Source organism: Solimonas variicoloris DSM 15731 (assembly GCF_000382285.1).
GTDB classification, from domain to species: domain Bacteria; phylum Pseudomonadota; class Gammaproteobacteria; order Nevskiales; family Nevskiaceae; genus Solimonas; species Solimonas variicoloris.
On sequence record NZ_KB907925.1, the window covers coordinates 315,462 to 334,203 of the forward strand.

Annotated in this window: 14 protein-coding genes; 7 read left to right on the forward strand and 7 right to left on the reverse strand. The window is 69.8% G+C overall.

What is annotated here, in order from left to right:
• Nucleotides 1-78 precede the first annotated feature (78 nt).
• From lptM to polA, 3 genes are read left to right on the forward strand one after another with little or no spacing between them, the layout of a single operon-like run.
• Nucleotides 79-345, forward strand: coding sequence for an LPS translocon maturation chaperone LptM (lptM, locus tag H149_RS24295; protein ID WP_020647967.1), 267 nt, complete (start codon nt 79-81; stop codon nt 343-345).
• Between the two features lie 60 nt (nt 346-405).
• A complete protein-coding gene (gene lysA / locus H149_RS0101565; RefSeq protein ID WP_020647968.1) occupies nt 406-1,653 on the forward strand; it encodes a diaminopimelate decarboxylase in 1,248 nt (415 codons plus the stop codon).
• Nucleotides 1,650-4,463: a DNA polymerase I gene (gene polA, locus H149_RS0101570; RefSeq protein WP_020647969.1), complete on the forward strand. Its 2,814-nt coding sequence runs from the start codon at nt 1,650-1,652 to the stop codon at nt 4,461-4,463. Before lysA ends, polA begins: the two co-directional genes overlap by 4 nt.
• Nucleotides 4,464-5,001: 538 nt before the next feature.
• On the opposite strand, the gene H149_RS0101575 is transcribed toward polA, so the two are convergent.
• From H149_RS0101575 to yihA, 4 genes are all read right to left on the reverse strand, one after another.
• On the reverse strand, nt 5,002-8,112 hold the full coding sequence (locus H149_RS0101575; RefSeq protein WP_020647970.1) for an efflux RND transporter permease subunit: 3,111 nt from the start codon (nt 8,110-8,112) through the stop codon (nt 5,002-5,004).
• The gene (locus H149_RS19305; protein ID WP_020647971.1) at nt 8,109-9,218 is read right to left on the reverse strand and encodes an efflux RND transporter periplasmic adaptor subunit; all 1,110 of its coding nucleotides are present in this window, start codon (nt 9,216-9,218) and stop codon (nt 8,109-8,111) included. The genes H149_RS0101575 and H149_RS19305 overlap by 4 nt, the downstream gene beginning before the upstream one ends.
• Nucleotides 9,215-10,729, reverse strand: coding sequence for an efflux transporter outer membrane subunit (locus H149_RS19310; protein WP_020647972.1), 1,515 nt, complete (start codon nt 10,727-10,729; stop codon nt 9,215-9,217). The genes H149_RS19305 and H149_RS19310 overlap by 4 nt, the downstream gene beginning before the upstream one ends.
• Nucleotides 10,730-11,049: 320 nt before the next feature.
• A complete protein-coding gene (gene yihA, locus H149_RS0101590) occupies nt 11,050-11,703 on the reverse strand; it encodes a ribosome biogenesis GTP-binding protein YihA/YsxC (RefSeq protein ID WP_020647973.1) in 654 nt (217 codons plus the stop codon).
• A gap of 180 nt (nt 11,704-11,883) precedes the next feature.
• On the opposite strand from yihA, the gene H149_RS0101595 reads away from it, so the two are divergent.
• From H149_RS0101595 to H149_RS0101605, 3 genes are read left to right on the forward strand one after another with little or no spacing between them, the layout of a single operon-like run.
• The gene (locus H149_RS0101595) at nt 11,884-12,519 is read left to right on the forward strand and encodes a c-type cytochrome (protein WP_020647974.1); all 636 of its coding nucleotides are present in this window, start codon (nt 11,884-11,886) and stop codon (nt 12,517-12,519) included.
• A 19-nt stretch (nt 12,520-12,538) separates the two neighbouring features.
• Nucleotides 12,539-13,195, forward strand: a complete 657-nt coding sequence (locus tag H149_RS0101600; RefSeq protein WP_026352748.1) for a thiol:disulfide interchange protein DsbA/DsbL — start codon at nt 12,539-12,541, stop codon at nt 13,193-13,195.
• Nucleotides 13,196-13,211: 16 nt separating this feature from the next.
• Nucleotides 13,212-14,099 carry a M14 family murein peptide amidase A gene (locus tag H149_RS0101605; RefSeq protein ID WP_020647976.1) on the forward strand — a complete coding sequence of 296 codons (888 nt, stop codon included), beginning with the start codon at nt 13,212-13,214 and terminating at the stop codon, nt 14,097-14,099.
• Nucleotides 14,100-14,120: 21 nt separating this feature from the next.
• Here H149_RS0101605 and H149_RS0101610 read toward each other — a convergent pair whose 3' ends face one another.
• The 3 genes from H149_RS0101610 to lpxL form a co-directional block, all read right to left on the reverse strand.
• Nucleotides 14,121-15,275, reverse strand: coding sequence for a L,D-transpeptidase family protein (locus tag H149_RS0101610; protein ID WP_154654586.1), 1,155 nt, complete (start codon nt 15,273-15,275; stop codon nt 14,121-14,123).
• 40 nt (nt 15,276-15,315) lie between these two features.
• Nucleotides 15,316-16,308: a L,D-transpeptidase Cds6 family protein gene (locus H149_RS0101615; protein WP_020647978.1), complete on the reverse strand. Its 993-nt coding sequence runs from the start codon at nt 16,306-16,308 to the stop codon at nt 15,316-15,318.
• A gap of 72 nt (nt 16,309-16,380) precedes the next feature.
• Nucleotides 16,381-17,304, reverse strand: coding sequence for an LpxL/LpxP family Kdo(2)-lipid IV(A) lauroyl/palmitoleoyl acyltransferase (gene lpxL / locus H149_RS0101620; RefSeq protein ID WP_020647979.1), 924 nt, complete (start codon nt 17,302-17,304; stop codon nt 16,381-16,383).
• Between the two features lie 64 nt (nt 17,305-17,368).
• Here lpxL and waaA point away from each other — a divergent pair, with 64 nt between their 5' ends.
• A complete protein-coding gene (gene waaA / locus H149_RS0101625; RefSeq protein WP_020647980.1) occupies nt 17,369-18,649 on the forward strand; it encodes a lipid IV(A) 3-deoxy-D-manno-octulosonic acid transferase in 1,281 nt (426 codons plus the stop codon).
• Nucleotides 18,650-18,742 lie beyond the last annotated feature (93 nt).

Here is an 18,742-nt window from a genome sequence, read left to right on the forward strand (position 1 = left end):
GTCGACGCTGCGCCGGCGCGCGCCAATGGCCGCGCCGCCGAAGCAGGCTACACTTGCGGCCTGTCGGACCCGCCGCCCATGCCGAAGACGATCGCCCTGCTCTGCGCCGCTCTCCTGTTGTCTGCCTGCGGGCAGACCGGACCGCTGTACCTGCCGGAACAGGGCGCGCCCAAGCACCAGGCCAAGCGCCCGCCGATCAAGGTCGTGCCGGCCGCCGAGCCGGCGCCCGAGGCGCCGTCGCCGACGCCACCGGCCAGCGCGCCGGCGGCGGACGCGACCGGTTCGGCGGCGACGCCCGCCGCGCCGGCGTCCGCCGACGAGCCGGATGCCGAGCCGCGGCCGTAGGCACGGCTGCGCTTTTTCGTTTTCATCGTCATCACCGCTTTTCCTGCAGGCCCCTGACTCGTGGATCATTTCGAATACCGCCACGGCGTGCTGCACGCCGAAGAAACTCCCGTCGCCGAACTCGCCGAGCGCTACGGCACGCCGCTCTACGTCTATTCGAAGGCCACGCTGCAGCGTCATTTCCGCGCGTTCGACGATGCGCTGGCCGGGCTCGACCATTGGGTCTGCTACGCGGTCAAGGCCAATTCCAATCTCGCCGTGCTGCAGACGCTGGCGCGGCTCGGCGCCGGTTTCGACATCGTCTCCGGCGGCGAACTGCAGCGCGTGCTGCGTGCCGGCGGCGATCCGGGCAAGGTGGTGTTCTCCGGCGTCGGCAAGACCGAGGACGAGATCCGCCTGGCGCTGGCCTCGGGCATCTACTGCTTCAACGTCGAGTCCGAGTACGAGCTCGATCTGCTCGACGCCACCGCGCGGCTGATGGGCCGGCGCGCGCGCATCGCCCTGCGCGTCAATCCGGACGTCGACGCCAAGACCCATCCGTACATCTCGACGGGGCTGAAGAACAACAAGTTCGGTGTCGACATCGCCACCGCCGAACGCCTGTACCGGCAGGCGGCGACGATGGACGGCATCGAGATCATCGGCATCGCCAACCACATCGGCTCGCAGCTGCTGCAGGTCGCGCCGTTCCTCGACGCGCTCGACCGCGTGCTGGCGCTGGTCGAGCGCCTGCGCGGGCACGGCATCGTGCTGCGCCACCTCGACGTCGGCGGCGGCCTCGGCGTGCGCTATCGCGACGAGCAGACGATCGAGCCCTCGCAATGGGCCGGCGCGCTGCGGCCGAAACTCGAAGCGCTCGGCCTCAAGATCCTGACCGAGCCGGGCCGCGCGATCGCCGGCAACGCCGGCCTGCTCGTCACCCGCGTGCTCGGCCTGAAGGGCGGCGAGGACAAGCGCTTCGCGATCGTCGACGCGGCGATGAACGACCTGCTGCGGCCGACGCTGTATCAGGCCTGGATGGACATCGTGCCGGCGGTCGAGCGCCACGACGCGCCGGCGCAGGTCTACGACATCGTCGGCCCGGTCTGCGAGTCCGGCGACTGGCTCGGCAAGGACCGCCTGCTGACGATCGCGCCGGGCGACCTGCTCGCGGTGCGCACCGCCGGCGCCTACGGCTTCACCATGGCGTCGAACTACAACAGCCGGCCGCGCGCGGCCGAAGTGATGGTCGACGGCGACGCCGCGCATCTGGTGCGCGCGCGCGAGACCTTCGACGATCTCGTGCGCGGCGAGTGCCTGCTGCCGTGAGCGACGCTGCGCGCCAGCCGCTGATCCTGATCGACGGCTCGTCGTGGCTGTTCCGCGCGTTCTTCGCGCTGCCGCCGCTGTCGAACGCGCATGGCGAGCCGACCGGCGCCGTGTACGGCATGGGCAACATGCTGCGGCGTCTGCTCAAGGATTACGCGCCGGAGGAAATCGCCGTCATCTTCGACGCGCCGGGCACCAACTTCCGGCATGAGATCTACACCGAGTACAAGGCCAACCGCGACGAGACGCCGGCCGAGCTCAAGGCGCAGTACCCGGCGATCGTCGAGATGCTGGAGGCGATGGGCCTGCCGGTGATCGCCGAAGCCGGCGTCGAGGCCGACGACGTCATCGGCACGCTGGCGACGCAGGCCGCGCAGCGCGGCCAGCCGGTGCTGATCGTCACCGGCGACAAGGACATGGCGCAGCTGGTGCACGACGGCGTGCACCTGCTCGACACCATGAAGAACCGCCGCCTCGACCGCGACGCGGTGATCGAACGTTTCGGCGTGCCGCCCGAGCGCATCGTCGACTATCTGGCGCTGATGGGCGACAGCGTCGACAACATTCCCGGCATCGCCGGCGTCGGTCCGAAGACCGCCGCGAAATGGCTCAACGAGTACGGCACGCTCGACGACGTCGTCGCCAATGCCGACCAGATCAAGGGCAAGATCGGCGAGAAGCTGCGCGCCGCGCTCGGCCAGCTGCCGATGGCCAAGGATCTGGCGACGATCCGCTGCGACCTGACGCTGCCGATCCAGGTCGACGCGCTGAAGCCGCGCGCGCCGGACGTCGCCAGGCTGGTCGCGATCTACACGCGGCTCGGCTTCGGGCGCTGGGTCGACGAACTGCGCCAGCAGAACGGCGAGCTGCCGCCGGCGCCGGAACGTCAGGAAGTGCCGACTTCGCCGGTATCGTCGGTGCCCGAAGCCCCGCAGGCGCCGCTGGCCGAGGCGTCGCCGCCGCCGCCGCAGGCGACGGTCGCCACGCTGGTCACCGACGAGGCGGTGTTCGCGGCGATGCTCGAAAAACTGCAGGCCGCCGATCTGGTCTGCGTCGACACCGAGACCGACAGCCTAGATTCGAACCAGGCGAACCTGGTCGGCATCGCCTTCGCCGTCGCAGCCGGCAGCGGCTGGTACGTGCCGGTCGGCCACGACTATCTCGGCGTGCCGCCTCAGCTGCCGCGCGACTGGGTGCTCGCCCGGCTCAGGCCGCTGCTCGAAGACGCCGACAAGCCGAAGCTCGGCCAGCACATCAAGTACGACCTCAACGTCTTCGCGCGCCACGGCGTGAAGGTCGCCGGCGTCGCCCACGACACCATGCTGCAGAGCTACGTGCTCGACGCCGCCGGCAACCGCCACGACATGGACACGCTGGCCGAGAAGTATCTCGGCCACAAGACGATCGCCTTCACCGACATCGCCGGCAAGGGCAAGAACCAGCTGAGCTTCAACCAGATCGCGCTCGACAAGGCCGCCGACTACTCGGCGGAGGACGCCGACATCACACTGCGCCTGCACCAGACGCTGCATCCGCGGCTGATGGCGAGCGCGGCGCTGTACAAGGTCTACGAGACGATCGAAATGCCGCTGGTGCCGGTGCTTGCCGAGATCGAGCAGACCGGCGTCAAGATCGACGTGCCGCTGCTCGGCAAGATCTCGCTGGAGCTGGCCGAGCGCATGGCGGCCTTGCAGCGCGAGGCTTATGCGGAAGCGGGCACCGAGTTCAACCTCGGCTCGCCGAAGCAGCTCGGCGCGATCCTCTACGAACAGCTCAAGCTGCCGGTGCTCGGCAAGACGCCGAAAGGCGAACCATCGACCGCCGAGGACGTGCTCGAAAGCCTCGCCGCCGAGCACAAGCTGCCGCGTCTGATCCTCGACTGGCGCGCGTTGCAGAAGCTGCGCTCGACCTACACCGAGCAGCTGCCGCTCGCGGTCAATCCGCACACCGGCCGCATTCACACCTCGTACCACCAGGCGGTCGCCGCGACCGGGCGCCTGTCCTCGTCGGACCCGAACCTGCAGAACATCCCGGTGCGCAATGCCGAAGGCCGGCGCATCCGCCAGGCCTTCATCGCCGAGCCCGGCAACGCGCTGGCGTCGATCGACTACTCGCAGATCGAGCTGCGCCTGATGGCGCATTTCTCGGCCGATCCGCGCCTGCAGGCGGCGTTCCGCGAAGGGCTCGACATTCACCAGGCGACCGCCGCCGAGGTCTTCGGCCTGCCGCTCGAACAGGTCGGCACCGACCAGCGCCGCGCCGCCAAGGCGATCAACTTCGGCCTGATCTACGGCATGTCGGCGTTCGGGCTGGCGCGCCAGCTCGGCATCGCGCGTGGCGAGGCGCAGGACTACATCGACCGCTTCTTCGGCCGCTATCCGGGCGTCAAGCACTTCATGGACACGACGCGCATGCGGGCGCGCGAGACCGGCTACGTCGAGACCCTGTTCGGCCGCCGCCTGTACCTGCCGAACATCGCCGCCAGCAACCAGGCGCAGCGCCAGTACGCCGAGCGCACCGCGATCAACGCGCCGCTGCAGGGCACCGCCGCCGACCTCATCAAGCTGGCGATGGTCGACGTCGCCCGCTACCTGCGGCGCCGCGCGCCGGACATCCGCATGATCATGCAGGTGCACGACGAGCTGGTGTTCGAAGGGCCGGAAGCGCGCTTGCGCGAGCAGGCGCCGCTGATCGCCGCACGCATGGTGCGCATCGCCCAGCTCGATGTACCGCTGGTCGCCGATTTCGGCTTTGGTTCCGAGTGGGATACGGCGCATGCCGCGACCGGCCACGCAAGTAGCCGGAATTGAAGGAAATTTTGTTCGAAAACCGGTGGCTGACCGATGCGTCAGTCATTGCAGGTCATTGATTTTATTGCGGCTGCCGGGCTAATTGCGGCACCGCAAAAAAAGATGCCGTGGGGGCATTGAACTTCCCTGCCGGGGGCCGCATCTAATCCTTCGAGCGGCGATACTCCCTGTCCCGCTCCCCGCCTCCACTCCCTGGGCGGGTCCGGCATCCCCCATGGCCGGAAAGCGTGGCCCGGTGGCTTCCCCCCAAGTCACCGGGCTTTTTTGTTTTCTGAATCCGGTGCTTGGCGCTTGCCGCGGGAGCCCCTCAAAAACTTTCCGGACGTGCCGGAACTTTTCCGCCGGGCACGGCGTCCAATCTTGCGAGCGGCGATCACTCCCTGTCCCCGCTCCCCGCCTCCACTCCCTGGGCGGGTCCGGCCTCCCCCAAGCCGGAAAGCGTGACCCGATGGTCCTCCCCTGGCCATCGGGTTTTTTATTGCCCGCTCGCGCCGTGCGGCCGCCGGCGCCATATGGGCCGGCGGTCCGCGGCGGGGCGTCAGCTCAGGTGCAGCTCGGTCGGCAGCGCCGCCGGCTTGTGCCGGAGCACGCGACGGCGCAGCCAGCCTTCGAGGTCGTCGACGAGTTCGTAGACGACCGGTACCACCAGCAGGCTCAGCACCGTCGAGGTCAGCAGGCCGCCGATCACCGCGACCGCCATCGGCGCGCGGAAGCCCGCGTCGGTGCGGCTGATGTTCAGTGCCATCGGCAGCATGCCGGCGACCATGGCGACGGTGGTCATCACGATCGGCCGCGCACGCTTGTGGCAGGCGTCGATGATCGCGTCGAAGCGCGACAGGCCGCGCTGATTGCGCGCGGCGATCGCGTATTCGACGAGCAGGATCGAGTTCTTGCTGACGATGCCGATCAGCATCAGCAGGCCGATCAGCGAGGCGAGCGACAGTTCCATGCCGAACAGCACGAGACCGCCGAGCGCACCGCCCGCCGCCAGCGGCAGCGCGGTCAGCACGGTGAACGGCTGCGCGAAGTCGTGGAACAGCAGCACCATCACCGCGTACACGCAGAAGATGCCGGTCAGCATGGCGATCGCGAAGTTGCCGAACAGATCGTTCATGAACTCGACGTCGCCGCCTTCGCCGCGCCGTACCTGCGGCGGCAGATGCTGCATCGACGGCAGCGCCTCGACCTGCTTGTTGACCTCGCCGAGCGGCTTGCCCTGCAGGTTCACCGTCAGCGTCACGTTGCGCGCGCGGTCGTAGCGGTCGATCTGCGCCGGGCCGCCTTCGACGGTGACGCTGGCGACGTTGGCGAGCGGCACCGGACCGTGCGCGGACGCGACGCGCAGCTGGCGGATCGTCTCGAGATCGGTGCGCGCGGCCGGCTCGAGCATGGTGCGGATGTAAACCTGACGCTCGGGAAGATTGAGCTTGGGCAGGATCACGTCGTAGTCGCCGCTGGTCGCGACGCGCACGGCGTCGCCGATCGCCTCGGCAGTCACGCCGAGTTCGGCGGCGCGCGCGAAGTCCGGCCGGATCACCAGTTCGGGGCGCAGGATGCTGGCCGACGAAGTGGCGCCGCCGAGGCCCGGGATCGTGCGCAGCTCGCGTAGCACCTTGTTGGCGGTCGCGGTCAGCATCACCGGGTCCTCGCTGGTCAGCTGCACGGTGAGCTGCTGGCCGTTGCCGTTGCCGCCGACGGTGACGCGCACACCCGGCAGCTTGCCGAGGCGCACGCCCATTTCCTTCTCGACCTGCTGCTGCGTGCGCTCGCGTTCCTTCTGCGGCTTCAGCGGAATCAGGTACGTCAGCACGGTGACGCTGCCGCCGCTCTGCACGGTGCTGCCGGCGGTGACGCCGTTGCCGAGGATCATGTAGACGTGCTTGATCTCGGGAACCTCGCGCAGCGTCTGCCAGGCCTGCTGGTTCAGCGCCAGTGTCTGCTGCAGCGTCGAGCCGGGCGGCGCCTCGATGGTGACGAGCGACAGCGCGACGTCGTCGGCGGCGAGGAAGGTCTTCGACAGCAGCGTCGACAGCCAGATCGACGCGAAGAAGAACATGACCGTGGCGAGGCTGGTCCACCACGGATGGCGCAGGCAGAGCCGCACGGCCTTCATGTAGCGCCGCATGATCCAGCCGTCCTCGCCTTCGTCATCATGCCCCTTGCCGAGTCCCGCGGCGCTGAGCATGTAGGCCGCCATCATCGGCGTCAGCAGGCGCGCGACGATCAGCGAGGCGAAGATGGCGATCGCCGCGGTCCAGCCGAACTGCTTGAAGACCAGGCCGGCGATGCCGGGCATCAGGGCCACCGGCAGGAACACCGAAATCAGGGTCAGCGAGGTGGCGATGACGGCGAGGCCGATCTCGTCGGCGGCGTCGAGCGCGGCCTGCTTCGGCGTCTTGCCCATGCGCAGGTGGCGCATGATGTTCTCGACTTCGACGATGGCGTCGTCGACGAGGATGCCGATCACCAGCGTCAGCGCCAGCAGCGTGATGGTGTTGAGCGTGTAGCCGGCCCAGTGGATGAAGGCGAAGGTCGGCAGGATCGACAGCGGCAGCGCGACCGCCGAAATCAGCGTCGCGCGCCAGTCGCGCAGGAAGATCCAGACGACGATGACGGCGAGGATCGCGCCTTCGAGGAGCGCCTGCATCGAGGCATGGTACGAGTGCTCGATCGGACCGACGGTGTCATAGACCTTGTCGATCTTCACGCGCGGATATTTCTTGTTGAGCCGGTCGATTTCCTGCTCGATCGCCTTGGCGACTTCCGCCTCCGCCGAGCCGTTGGCGCGGTAGGCGCGGAACGAGATCACCGGCTTGCCATCGAGCGTCGCTGCCTGGCGCGGTTCGGTCGTGGTGTCACGTACCGTCGCGATCTGGTCGAGGCGCACACGGCGGCCGTCGGCGAGCGGAAAGCTGAAGGCGGCGAGCTGCTGCGCGGTCTGCACGTTGCCGATCGTGCGCACGGCCTGCTCGAGGCCGCCGAGCTCGCCGCGGCCGCCCGGCGCTTCCTGCTGCATGCTGTTGATCTGCCGCGAGACCTCGCCGGCGCTGACGCCGTAGGCTTGCAGCTTCACCGGATCGAGCTCGACGCGGATCTCGCGTTGCACGCCGCCGAAGCGCGTGACCTTGCCGACGCCGCGGATCGGCATGATCGCCTTGCTGACGATGTTGTCGACGAACCAGGACAGGTCCATCTCGTCCATGTTCTCGGAGCTGACCGTATACGTGGCGATCGAGCTGCCGTTGGTGGTGACGCGCTGCACGGTCGGCTCGAGGATGTCGGCCGGCAGCGCCGAGCGCACGCCGGTCACCGCATCGCGCACGTCGTTGAGCGCGTCCTGGACGTTCTTGCCGATCTCGAACTCGATGAACGTTTCCGAGAAGCCGTCGGAGACTGTCGAGGTCACGTGCCGCGCGCCGGGAATGTTGGCGGTGGCGTCCTCGATCTTGCGCGTCACTTCGGTTTCGAGCTGCGAGGGTGTCGCGCCCGGCAGCTGCACGTCGACGATGATGCCGGGGAAGTCGAAGTCCGGCATCTTGGCGATCTGCAGCGCGTTGAAGCCCAGGAAGCCGGCGACCGTGGCGAGGAAGAACAGCAGGACCGCCGGCGTCGGCTTGTGGATCGACCAGGCGGAGAAATTGATGTTCATGGGCCCTCCACGCCGACCAGGTCACCGTCGCCGACGAAGCTGCCGCCGGACTTGATGACGCGCGTCGCCGGCGTCAGGCCGCCGCTGACGGCGATCGCCTCGCCCTGGCGGGCGCCCGTCTCGACCTTCAGCTGATGGACGATGTGCTGGTCGTCGACCGTCATCACGTAGCGATGGCCGTCGCGCAGCACGATCGCCGATTCCGGCAGGCTCAGCACCGCTTGCGGAGCGAGTTCGAAACTGCCTTCGACGAACTGTCCGGCGCTGAGGCCGGCGTTCTTCGGCAGGTCGACGTAGACCAGGGCGTTGCGCGTCTGCAGGTCGACGGTCGGCGCGATCTGGCGGATCGTGCCGGCGACCGTCGCGCCGTCGCCGGGGCGGCGCACGGCGGCGCGCATGCCCGGCCGCAGCCGGCCGAGCCAGTCGCCCGGCACTTCGGCGCGCCATTCGAGGCGCTGGCCGCGAATCAGGCGGAACAGCTCGGTGCCGGCGCCGACCACCGCGCCGACCGTCGCCGTGCGCGACGAGATCACGCCGTCGTCCGGGGCGACGACGCGCGCATAGCGCAGCTGCAGGCTGGCGACGTCGTACTGCGCACGCGCCAGCTTGAGCTGGGCCTCGGCGGTGGCCGCGGCGGTGCGGTATTGGTCGATCTCCTGCTGGCTGATCGAGCCGGTCTTGTCGAGCTCCTCGGCGCGCTGGGCGTCGGCGCGCGCCTTGGCGAGCGTGGCGGCAGCCTGGGCGACGTTGGCGTCCTGCTGCGCGGCCTGCGCCTGCAGCGTCGCCGGGTCGAGGATCGCCAGCACGTCGCCCTTGCGGACGAGGTCGCCGACGTTGACCTTGACCTCGAGCAGACGCGCGCCGCCGACCTCGGCGCCGACGATCGCCTCCTGCCAGGCGGCGACGTTGCCGCTGGCCGGCAGCTGCTGCGGCCACTGCTGGCCCTGCGGCGTCACCAGCTCGACGGTCATCACCGGCTTGGGTGCCTCCGGCGTCGCTTCCTTCTTCTTGTCGCAGGCGCCGAGCGCGGCGGCCAGCGGCACTGCGACGGCGAGGCGCAGCGCGAAATGACGGGGAACGAAACGGGCCTTGTTGCGGGCGTTCATGCGCCAGCTCCTGCTGGGGTCGGTGCGGCATCGGGCGTGCCGCGCGGGTCGGTGGGAATGGTGGCGGTGTCGTCGCGCCAGCCGCCGCCGGCGGCCTTGTACAGCGCGATCCACGACTGGCTGATCTCGGCTTCGACGGCGGCCAGCGTCTCGCGGCTGGCGAGCGCGAGCCGGCGCGTCTCCTCGAGGTCGAGCAGCGAGCTGGCGCCGAGGCGGTAGCGGTTCTCCTGCGAGGCCAGCAGCACGCTGTAATTGGCCTCGGCCTGGCGCGCGGCGTCGGCGCGGCGCACCGCGGCGTCGACGCGGGTCAGCGCGTCCTCGACTTCCTGCACCGCGACCAGCACCTTGCCGCGGTACTGCGCGAGCACCTGGTCGTAGCGCGCGCGCGCCGTCTCGACGCGGGCGCGGCCGGCGCCGCCTTCGAAGATCGGCAGGCTGATCTGCGGCGACCACGACCAGCTGCGCACCTCGTCGCCGCTGTGCGCGAGATGGTTGATGCCGATCGAGCCGCCAAGGCTCAGCGACGGCAGGCGGCTGGCGACGGCGACGCCGATGCCGGCGCTGGCGGCCGCCAGCGAGCGTTCCGCCGACATCACGTCCGGGCGCTGCGACAGCAGCGCCGCCGGCACGTCCGGCACCGCCGGCTGCAGCGGCACCGGGATCCGCACGCCGTACGCGGTCGCCGCATCGCCGGCGCGCGCGCCGGCGGCTCCCGCCAGCCGCGCTTCGAGCTGCGCCGCCGGCAGCGCCGTCAGCTGCGCAAGGCGGTTGAGGTTCTGCTGGCAGAGGCCTTGCTGCGCGAGCAGCTGGTTCTCGCTGTCATAGCGGCCGGCGCGCGCCTGGGCTTCGTCGGCGGGCGCGACGAAGCCGGATTTCAGCTTGAGCGTCGTCAGTCGCTCGGTCTCGCGCCGCGAGTCGAGCGTGTCGCGATAGAGCGCGATCAGGCGCTCGCAGTAGCGGCGCTGCACGTAGGCGTCGGCGACCTCGGCGGCGAGCGTGACACGCGCGCCGTGCCAGTCCGCCTGTGCCGCCTGCAGCCGGGCCTGGCTGGCTTCGAGGTCGCGCCGCGTGCCGCCGAACAGGTCGAGCTCCCAGCTGGCGTCGAGCGAGCCGTTGAACAGCGTGAACGGCGCGCCGTCCGCGCCGCCGGTGTCGCCGGCGCCGGAGCTGCGCGTCATCGAGCCGTTGGCGCGCACGCCGGGCAGCAGGCCGGCGCGCGAGCTCGTCACCGCGGCGCGCGCTTCGCGCACGGCGCCGAGTGCGGCGTCGATCGTCGGATGACGGGTTTGCGCGGTCTCGACCAGCTCGGCGAGCAACGGGTCGTCGAACTGCCGCCACCATTGCGTCATCGTCGTGCGCTCGCCGCCGTGCGGCAGGCGCGCGTGCCAGGTGTCGGGGACGGCGGCGTCGTGCGGCGGCTCCCGGTAGTCGGGACCGACGGCGCAGGCGCAGAGCAACGCGGCGGTACTGGCCAGCAGCCATCGGCTGCCGGAGCGGATCTGCTTGTTCATGAAGGAGGAGCGTCGAGTCCGGCTACTTAGATGCGGTCGGGATGATTTGGGATGGAATCGCTGAGCACGGTCGATGCCATATCGTTCCGTCCCCATGAGTTCTGAATCCTTTCAAGCGTTTGGAGCGGCACGACGGCATCGCCATGCGACCAGCCGTGGCGAATCTCGCCACGTCTTCGTCACATTTCACAGGAGGTGGGGTGCGCCGGCCCGCTCCGACGCCACGCGCTAGCTTTGGCGATCGGGGGCTGCCTTGGCAACGGGTGCAAGTCCTCAGTCGCGACGGCGCTCGGCGAGCGGCCGCAGCGGCGCGCTGCGGCTCAGTCCTGCGGCGCGGCGCTCAGCCAGCCCTGCAGCAAGGTCCGGACCTCGTCGAGGCCGAGCCGGGACGTCGACGAGAACAGCCGCACCTCGGTGTCCGGCAATTCGGCGACCGCCTTCTGGACCTGCAGCAGCGTCGACTTGGCGGCGCCGAAGCTCAGCTTGTCGGCCTTGGTCAGCAGCAGCAGGCAGCGCAGGCCGCGGTGCGCGGCCCATTCGAGCATCTGCACGTCGAACGGTGTCAGCGGATGGCGGATGTCCATGATCTGCACGACCGCGCGCAGATTGGCGCGCCCTTCGAGGTAGTCGCCGATCAGGCGGCCCCAGCCGTGGCGGACATCCTTCGGCACCTCGGCGAAGCCGTAGCCGGGCAGATCGACGAAGCGCCCGCCGGGCACGTTGAACAGGTTGATCAGCTGCGTGCGGCCCGGCGTCTTGCTGACGCGCGCCAGCTGCTTCTGGCCGCAGAGCGCGTTCATCGCGCTCGACTTGCCGGCGTTCGAGCGGCCGGCGAAGGCGATTTCCGGCAGGCCGTCGGCGGGCAGCTGGGTCAGCTGCGCGCAGGACAGCAGGAACTGGGCGCCGGCGAACGGATTGCGTTGCCCGCGATCGCCGGCCGGCGGCGCGGGTGGTTTTTTGCTCGACGACGGCATCGGAGCGCCTGTGTGCGAAGAATGGGGCAGGAGCATAACGACGCCGGTCCCGCGGCGCACGGCGCGGCGTGAAAAGCGCGGCGCAGACCCTGTAGAATCCTCGGACTTTTCGTCTTATCCACATCGCTACGGCGGCAGCCGCTAGGGCCGACCGCTGCGTCTTTCTGGGGAGTGAGTCGCATGAAGCGCGTTTTGCTGGCTGCCGTCCTGTGCGCCCCGCTGTCGGTCTTCGCTGAAGGCACCGCCCGTGATCCCTACACTCAAGGCAGTGCCGAAGCCGGCGCCACCAAGGCAGCGGTCTGCACCGCCTGCCACGGTCCCGGCGGCAACAGCGCCAACCCGGAATGGCCGAAGCTCGCCGGGCAGAGCTCGCGTTTCATCCTCGAACAGCTGCAGCTGTTCAAGGCCGGCAAGCGCCAGAATCCCTTGATGTCGGCGCAGGCCGCGCTGCTCGCGGAGCAGGACATGAAGGATCTGGCCGCCTACTTCGCGGCGCAGCCGGCGTCGCCGGGCGTCGCCAGCAAGGACGCGATCCCGGTCGCGCAGCGTCTGTATCGCGCCGGCGACGCCGCGCGCGGCGTGCCGGCCTGCGCCGCCTGCCACGGCCCGACCGGCGCCGGCGTGTCGACCGCGGCCTATCCGCGCATCGGCGGCCAGCATTCGGTCTACGTCACCGCCCGTCTCAGGCTCTATCGCGAGCAGGCGGCCAAGATCGACGCGGCGGAAGGGAACCAGAAGATCATGGCGGCGGTCGCAGCCAAGCTGACGGACGAGGAAATCGCCGCACTGGCTTCGTACGTCAACGGTCTCCAGTAGAGCCGCTCCGGGAATGTCCATGCGCCACGCGTTTCGCGGCCTGATCGCCGTCGCCCTTTCGCTGTCCGCCATCGCCTGCTCGGCCGCCGAGCCGCCGAAGTTCGAGGCGGGCAAGCAGTACAAGGCGGTGCGCACGGTGCAGGCGCCGGCCGACCCGAAGCGGATCGAGGTCGCCGAATTCTTCTGGTATGGCTGCCCGCACTGCTACGCGTTCGAGCCGACGCTGGCCGACTGGGAGAAGAACAAGCCGGCCGACGTCGCCTTCGTGCGCTACCCGAACACGCTCGGCCATCCGCTGGGTCTGCTGCATTCCAAGGCCTATTACACCGCCGAGGCGCTGAACGTGCTGCCGAAGATGCACACGGTGCTGTTCGACGCGCTGCACCGGGACAACATCCCGCTCGGCTCGGAAGCGCAGATCGCCGCGCTGTTCCAGCGCGCGGCCGGCACCACGCCGGAGGCGTTCTCGGGCACCTTCAACGGCTTCGTGGTCGATGCCCAGGTCCGCAATGCCGAGAATCTGGCGCGCGCCTACGGTGTCACCAGCACGCCGACGCTGGTGATCGGCGGCAAGTACATGACCGGCCCGGCAATGGCCGGCGGTCTCGATCCGACGGTCCAGGTCGTGAATTTCCTCATCGACAAGGTTCGCAAGGAACGTGGCATCAAGAAGTAAGCGCCCTGGCTTCAGGGTGCCGGCCCGGCTTCTCGCCGGGCTTTTTGTTGCGGCAGCCAGCCTCCCGCCGTCCGCGCCGGCCGCACCGCTGGCGACCGTCGACGGCGCCTGCCGCGCGCTCGGCTCCCGGCTCGGCAGTCTCGACGCGCAGACCTGCCTGCACGCCGGGCTGCAGCTGACGCAGGGCGCCAGCGTCAACGGCCAGCCGCTGATGATTCGCGACTACCTGCCGAAATCGCGCCGCGCGCCGCCGCTGCGCGTGCTGCTGATCGGCGGCATCCACGGCGACGAGTTCTCGTCGGTGAGCGTCGTGTTCCAGTGGATGCAGCGCCTCGAGGGCGAGCGCTTCCAGCCGTTCCACTGGCGCGTCATTCCCTGCGCGAACCCGGACGGCCTGCTGGCGCAGCCGGCGACGCGCGTCAACGCGCGCGGCGTCGACCTCAACCGCAATTTCCCGACCGCCGACTGGAAGGCCGAGGCGCTGCGTTACTGGGAACAGAAAACGCGCCGCGATCCGCGCCGCTACCCCGGCCCGAAGGCGTTGTCGGAGCCGGAGACGCGCTGGCTGCTGCAGCAGATCGAGCAGTTCCGGCCGGACGCGATCGTGTCCGTGCATGCGCCGTACGGCGTGCTCGATTATGACGGCCCCGACGAGCCGCCGGCGCGCTTCGGCTATCTGCGCCTGCACCAGCTCGGCACCTATCCGGGCTCGCTCGGCAACTTCGCCGGCGTCAATCTCGGCCTGCCGGTGATCACGCTCGAACTGCCGCACGCCGGCATCATGCCGACCGCGCAGCAGTCGCAGCGCGTCTGGGGCGACATGCTCGGCTGGCTGCAGCACAACCTGCCGAAGCAGGCGCCGATGTACATGCGGCTCAACGACCAGTCGTGGAAGAGCGAATAGGCCCTTCCGGCGCGCAGGCCGCTAGCGGTTCTCCTCGCGGAAGATCTTCCACTGGCCGTCGGCCTCGCGCTTCCAGAACTGCTGCTTGCGCGACTCCATGCGGAAATTGTCGGAGCGGTAGTGCTGCGTGAACTCGGCGAGCATCAGCTCGCCGTCGCTGCCCGGATAGCGGTACAGGCTGATGTCGGACAGCTGCACCTCGATGAACTTTTTCTGTGCGTTGACGCGGCGCTTGTGGGCGACGAAGTCGCGCCGCTTCATGCCTTCGGTGGTGAACTCGCTGCCGTAGAAATCCAGATAGGCGTCGGTGTTCAGGCTCGACCACGCGTGACGCCATTTCTCGATCCGAGCCAGGAAGGCGTCGCGTTCCTTCTGCGTCTGCGCCGGCGTCTGCCAGCTCAGCGCGTCGCTGAGCAGCACCGGCGTCTGGCCGAGCTCGATGTACGGCTTGAGCGCGACTAGATCGGCGTTGGCCATCGTCACGCAGCCCTCGCTCGACAGCGGCGGGCGCGTGTCGGTGCTGCTCGGCACGCCGTGCAGCCAGATACCGTAGCCGGTGCGCCGCTTGAACTGATCCCAGAGATTCGGATAGTTCAGCGGAAAGGCGCCGGCGCCGTAGAAATCCGGCAGCTTCTTGCCGTCGATCCAGCCGGTGATGTGGTACAGCCCGATCGGCGTGCGGTTGTCGCCGGCGGCCTGCTTGCCCCAGCCGTTCTTGCCCATCGCCGCGTAATGGTTGCGCAGCAGCTTGAGCTGGCCGTGATCGTTCTGCAGCAGGTACAACCGCGCGCGCGGCAGGTCGACGACGATCAGGTGCTTGAAGCTGGCGGCGAGCCGCAGCACGGCGTCGGGCATCGTGCCGGACTGCGGCACGGCGCGCTCGCTGGCCAGGCGCAGGCGCGCTTCCTCGGCGAGCGACTGGAGCTGCGGCGCGCGCGCGTCGCTGGCGAGCCGGCTCTTGAGCTCACCGTAGAACTGCTGCGCGAGGCGATAGTCGGGTGCGCGCTGTGTCAGCTGCTCGAGGCTGTGCAGCGCGTCTTCGGCCTTGCCGGCGTCGAGCAGGCCGATGACGGCGCCGAACTGCTGATCGGGCGCCAGCGGCGCCGCCGCCGCAGCGCCGGCGAACAGGCCAGCGGCCAGCAGCGCCGGCCGCACGCGTACACTCAGACGTTTCAAGTCCCGCCGCCCCCGCAAAGCGTGTCCCGCCGACGTCCGGTCAGCGCGTGTATTCGCGCACGATCTTCCAGGTGCCGTCGGCCGGAATCAGCTCGATGACCTTGTTGACCGTGTCGGAGAACGAATCGGACTCGTAGGCCTGGCGAAAGCCGACGCGCACGGCGCCGTCCTCGATGTCGCTGGCCTGCGGATTGATGACGCGCACGGCGATGTGCTGCGGCTTGCCGATGCGATCGCGGCGCTGCGCTTCCCAGCTGGCGCGCGAGATGCCGCCTTCGGGCGTGAACTCCGGCGCGTACAGCGAGAAGTAGGTATCGAGATCCTTGCTCGCCCAGGCCTTGGCCCAGGCCGCAACCTGCGCCAGCGCCGCTTCGTGGCGCGCACTGCTTTCGGCGCTCTGCGGCGGCTCGGGCGCGGCGACCGGCTTGGCCGCCGCCGGCATCGGGGCGACTGCGGCCGGCGCCGGCGCGGCGCTGACCGGTGCAGCGGCCACCGGCTGCGGCGCCGCGGCGAGGTCATAGCCGGTATCGAGCTGGTTGATGACGGCGAGCTTGCGCCGCGCGCCCGGGTTGCCGCTGTCGAGCGCGGCCGCCTTGCCGTAGGCGGCGCCGGCCAGCGCGGCGTAGATGTCGCCGAGGTTCTCGTGCGCGGTGGCGTAGCTCGGATGCTTGGCGACCGCGGCCTGCAGCGCGTCGCGCGCCTTTTCGTAGTCGCCCTGCGCGGCGTAGAGCACCGCGAGGTTGTTGTACGGCTCGGGCAGCTGCGGATAGTCGCGCGTCAGGTCGGCGAAGACGCGGATCGCGTCCTTGCTGCGGCCGAGCTTGACCAGCGCCAGGCCCTTGGTGAAGCGGGCCTCGGCGTCCTGCGGATTCTTGGCGAGGTGATCGTTGAGCTTGCCGAGCGCCGCATCGGCCTTGCCGGCGTCGATCAGCGCCTGCGCGTCCTGCGCGACGTTGGCGGCGAACGCCACCGGGGCCAGCGTCAGGCCGCCCGCGAGTACGGCCGCCCAGGCGGCCCGCCGAAACCTGTCCATGCGTATCCCGATCCCCTTGATTCTTGATCCGCGCAACTATAACAGCCGATTCCGCCCGTTTTCGTGTGATCGTCAGCGACGCTTGTAGGGATTCGGCGTGCCCGGCGGCACGCGCTTGAAGCGGCGATGGATCCAGAAATACTGCGCCGGTGCCAGGCGCACGCCTTCCTCCAGCGCGCGGTTGACGCGCGTAGCGTCGGCCAGTTCGTCGCCGCTCGGAAAGTCTTCGAGCGCCGGCAGGAACACGATGCGATAGCGGCCGCCGACGCGCTGCGGGAAGTAGGGCACGACCTTGGCGCGGCCCATCTGCGCGAGGCGCGCGGTCGCCGTGATGGTACCGACCGGCACGCCGAAGAACGGCGCGAACACGCTGATGCGGCGGTCCAGCGTCTGATCCGGCGCGTACCAGATCGCATGGCCCTGGCGCAGCGCCTTGACCAGGCCGCGCAGATCGTCGCGCGGCAGCGCCGGCAGGCCGGAGCGGCCCTCGCGCCAGTGATGCATGAAGTAATCGAGCACGGCGTTGTTGTAGGGCCGGTACATGGCGTGGAACGGCCGGCCGGCGAGGCACAGGTAGCGCGCGCCGATCTCCAGCGTCGTGAAGTGACCGGTCAGCAGCAGCACGCCGGAGCCGTCGGCCTGCGCGGCGTCGAGGTGTTCGAGGCCGACGACCTCGCCGCGCTGGCGCAGCCGCCAGTCCGGCGCGAACCAGGCGATCGCCGCTTCGAACAGCCCGGCGCCGACCGCGCGGAAATGCGCGTCGACCATCTTTGCGCGCGCCGCCGGACTCAGCTCGGGAAAACACAGTTCGAGATTGACGCGCACGACGCGGCGGCGACCGCGCAGCACGTGTCCGGCGAGCCAGCCGAGCCCGGAACCGAGCGCCAGCAGCAGCGGGATCGGCAGCCAGCTCAGCAGCCAGATCAGGCCGATGCCGATCCAGGTCGGCCAGTAGCGCGGATGGAAATGGCGGGGTTCGAGCGTGGGGGCAGCCATGCGGAGCGATGCCGGAAGGAACGTGCATTGTAGCGGTCATGGTCGGCCGTTAGGCTTGCGACCCATGCGTGCCCTCTACACCGTGCTTCTCTATCTGCTCACGCCTTTCGTCCTGCTGCGCCTGCTCTGGCGCAGCCGCGAGCTGCAGGCCTACCGGCAGCGCTGGGGCGAGCGCTTCGGCTTCGTGGCGCCGCCGCCCGAGCCGATCGCGGTCTGGGTGCATGCCGTCTCGGTCGGCGAGACGCTGGCGGCGCTGCCGCTGATCCGCGCGCTGGTCGCGCGCCACGGCGAGGGTCGCGTCTGGGTGACGACGACCACGCCGACCGGTTCCGAGCGCGTGCGCTCCGCGCTCGGCGCGCAGGTGCGCCACTCCTATGCGCCGTACGATCTGCCGGACGTGGTCGCGCGCTTCCTCGCGCGCGTGCGGCCGGCCAAGGTCGTCGTCATGGAAACCGAGCTGTGGCCGAACCTGCTGCGCGCGACTGCCGCGCGCGGCATCGCCCTGACGATCGCCAACGCGCGCCTGTCGCCGCGTTCGTTGCGCGGCTATTCGCGCGTTGCCGGGTTTGCCCGCGCGACGCTGGCCGACGTCGCCCACATCGCCGCGCAGAGCGAGGCTGACGCGCAGCGCTTTCGCGCGCTCGGCGCGCCGGAGGCACGCGTCAGCGTGATGGGCAACATCAAGTTCGACCAGACGATTCCCGAAGCGCAGCTGGCGCTCGGCGCCTGGCTGCGCGAGCGCTGCAGCGGCCGGCCCGCGGGCACGCGCTCGATCTGGATCGCGGCGAGCACGCACGAGGGCGAGGACGAGATCCTGCTCGCTGCGCATCGCGAACTGCTGCGCACCGATGCGCAGGCGCTGCTCATGCTGGTGCCGCGCCATCCGCAGCGCTTCGACGCGGTCGGCCGGCTCGCCGAGAAGTCCGGCTTCAGCGTGCAGCGGCGCAGCGCGCTCGGCGCACCGGGTGCCGAAGGTGATGTGCTGACGGCACAGGTCCTGCTCGGCGACAGCATGGGCGAGATGTACGCGTACTTCGCCGCCGCCGACGTCGCCTTCGTCGGCGGCTCGCTGGTGCCGGTCGGCGGTCACAACGTGCTCGAGCCGGCGGCGCTCGGCCTGCCGGTGCTGTTCGGCCCGCACATGCACAACTTCGTGCAGGCGCGCGACCTGCTGCTTGACGCCCAAGGCGGCATCCAGATCAGCGCCAACTCGCTGCCCGAATCGCTGCGCGTGCTGCTGCGCGACGAGCGCCGCCGTCACGAGATCGGCGATGCCGGCCGCCGCGTGGTCGACGCCAACCGCGGCGCGCTGCAGCGCCTGCTGCAGCAGATCGGCGAGGCCTGAACGCGAAGGTCGCGTCGAGCCTTTGCAGGTCGGCGGCGAGTCCGCGCGCCCGCGGCCGGCCAGCGGCGCCGGCGGGAGACGTTCGCACGGACG

What these genes read in the sequence shown, in the direction of transcription:
- lptM (WP_020647967.1), top strand. Translation starts at nt 79, where the DNA reads ATGCCGAAGACGATCGCCCTGCTCTGCGCCGCTCTCCTGTTGTCTGCC.
- H149_RS0101575 (WP_020647970.1), bottom strand. Translation starts at nt 8,112, where the DNA reads ATGAACATCAATTTCTCCGCCTGGTCGATCCACAAGCCGACGCCGGCG.
- H149_RS19305 (WP_020647971.1), bottom strand. Translation starts at nt 9,218, where the DNA reads ATGAACGCCCGCAACAAGGCCCGTTTCGTTCCCCGTCATTTCGCGCTG.
- H149_RS19310 (WP_020647972.1), bottom strand. Translation starts at nt 10,729, where the DNA reads ATGAACAAGCAGATCCGCTCCGGCAGCCGATGGCTGCTGGCCAGTACC.
- yihA (WP_020647973.1), bottom strand. Translation starts at nt 11,703, where the DNA reads ATGCCGTCGTCGAGCAAAAAACCACCCGCGCCGCCGGCCGGCGATCGC.
- H149_RS0101595 (WP_020647974.1), top strand. Translation starts at nt 11,884, where the DNA reads ATGAAGCGCGTTTTGCTGGCTGCCGTCCTGTGCGCCCCGCTGTCGGTC.
- H149_RS0101600 (WP_026352748.1), top strand. Translation starts at nt 12,539, where the DNA reads ATGCGCCACGCGTTTCGCGGCCTGATCGCCGTCGCCCTTTCGCTGTCC.
- H149_RS0101615 (WP_020647978.1), bottom strand. Translation starts at nt 16,308, where the DNA reads ATGGACAGGTTTCGGCGGGCCGCCTGGGCGGCCGTACTCGCGGGCGGC.
- lpxL (WP_020647979.1), bottom strand. Translation starts at nt 17,304, where the DNA reads ATGGCTGCCCCCACGCTCGAACCCCGCCATTTCCATCCGCGCTACTGG.
- waaA (WP_020647980.1), top strand. Translation starts at nt 17,369, where the DNA reads ATGCGTGCCCTCTACACCGTGCTTCTCTATCTGCTCACGCCTTTCGTC.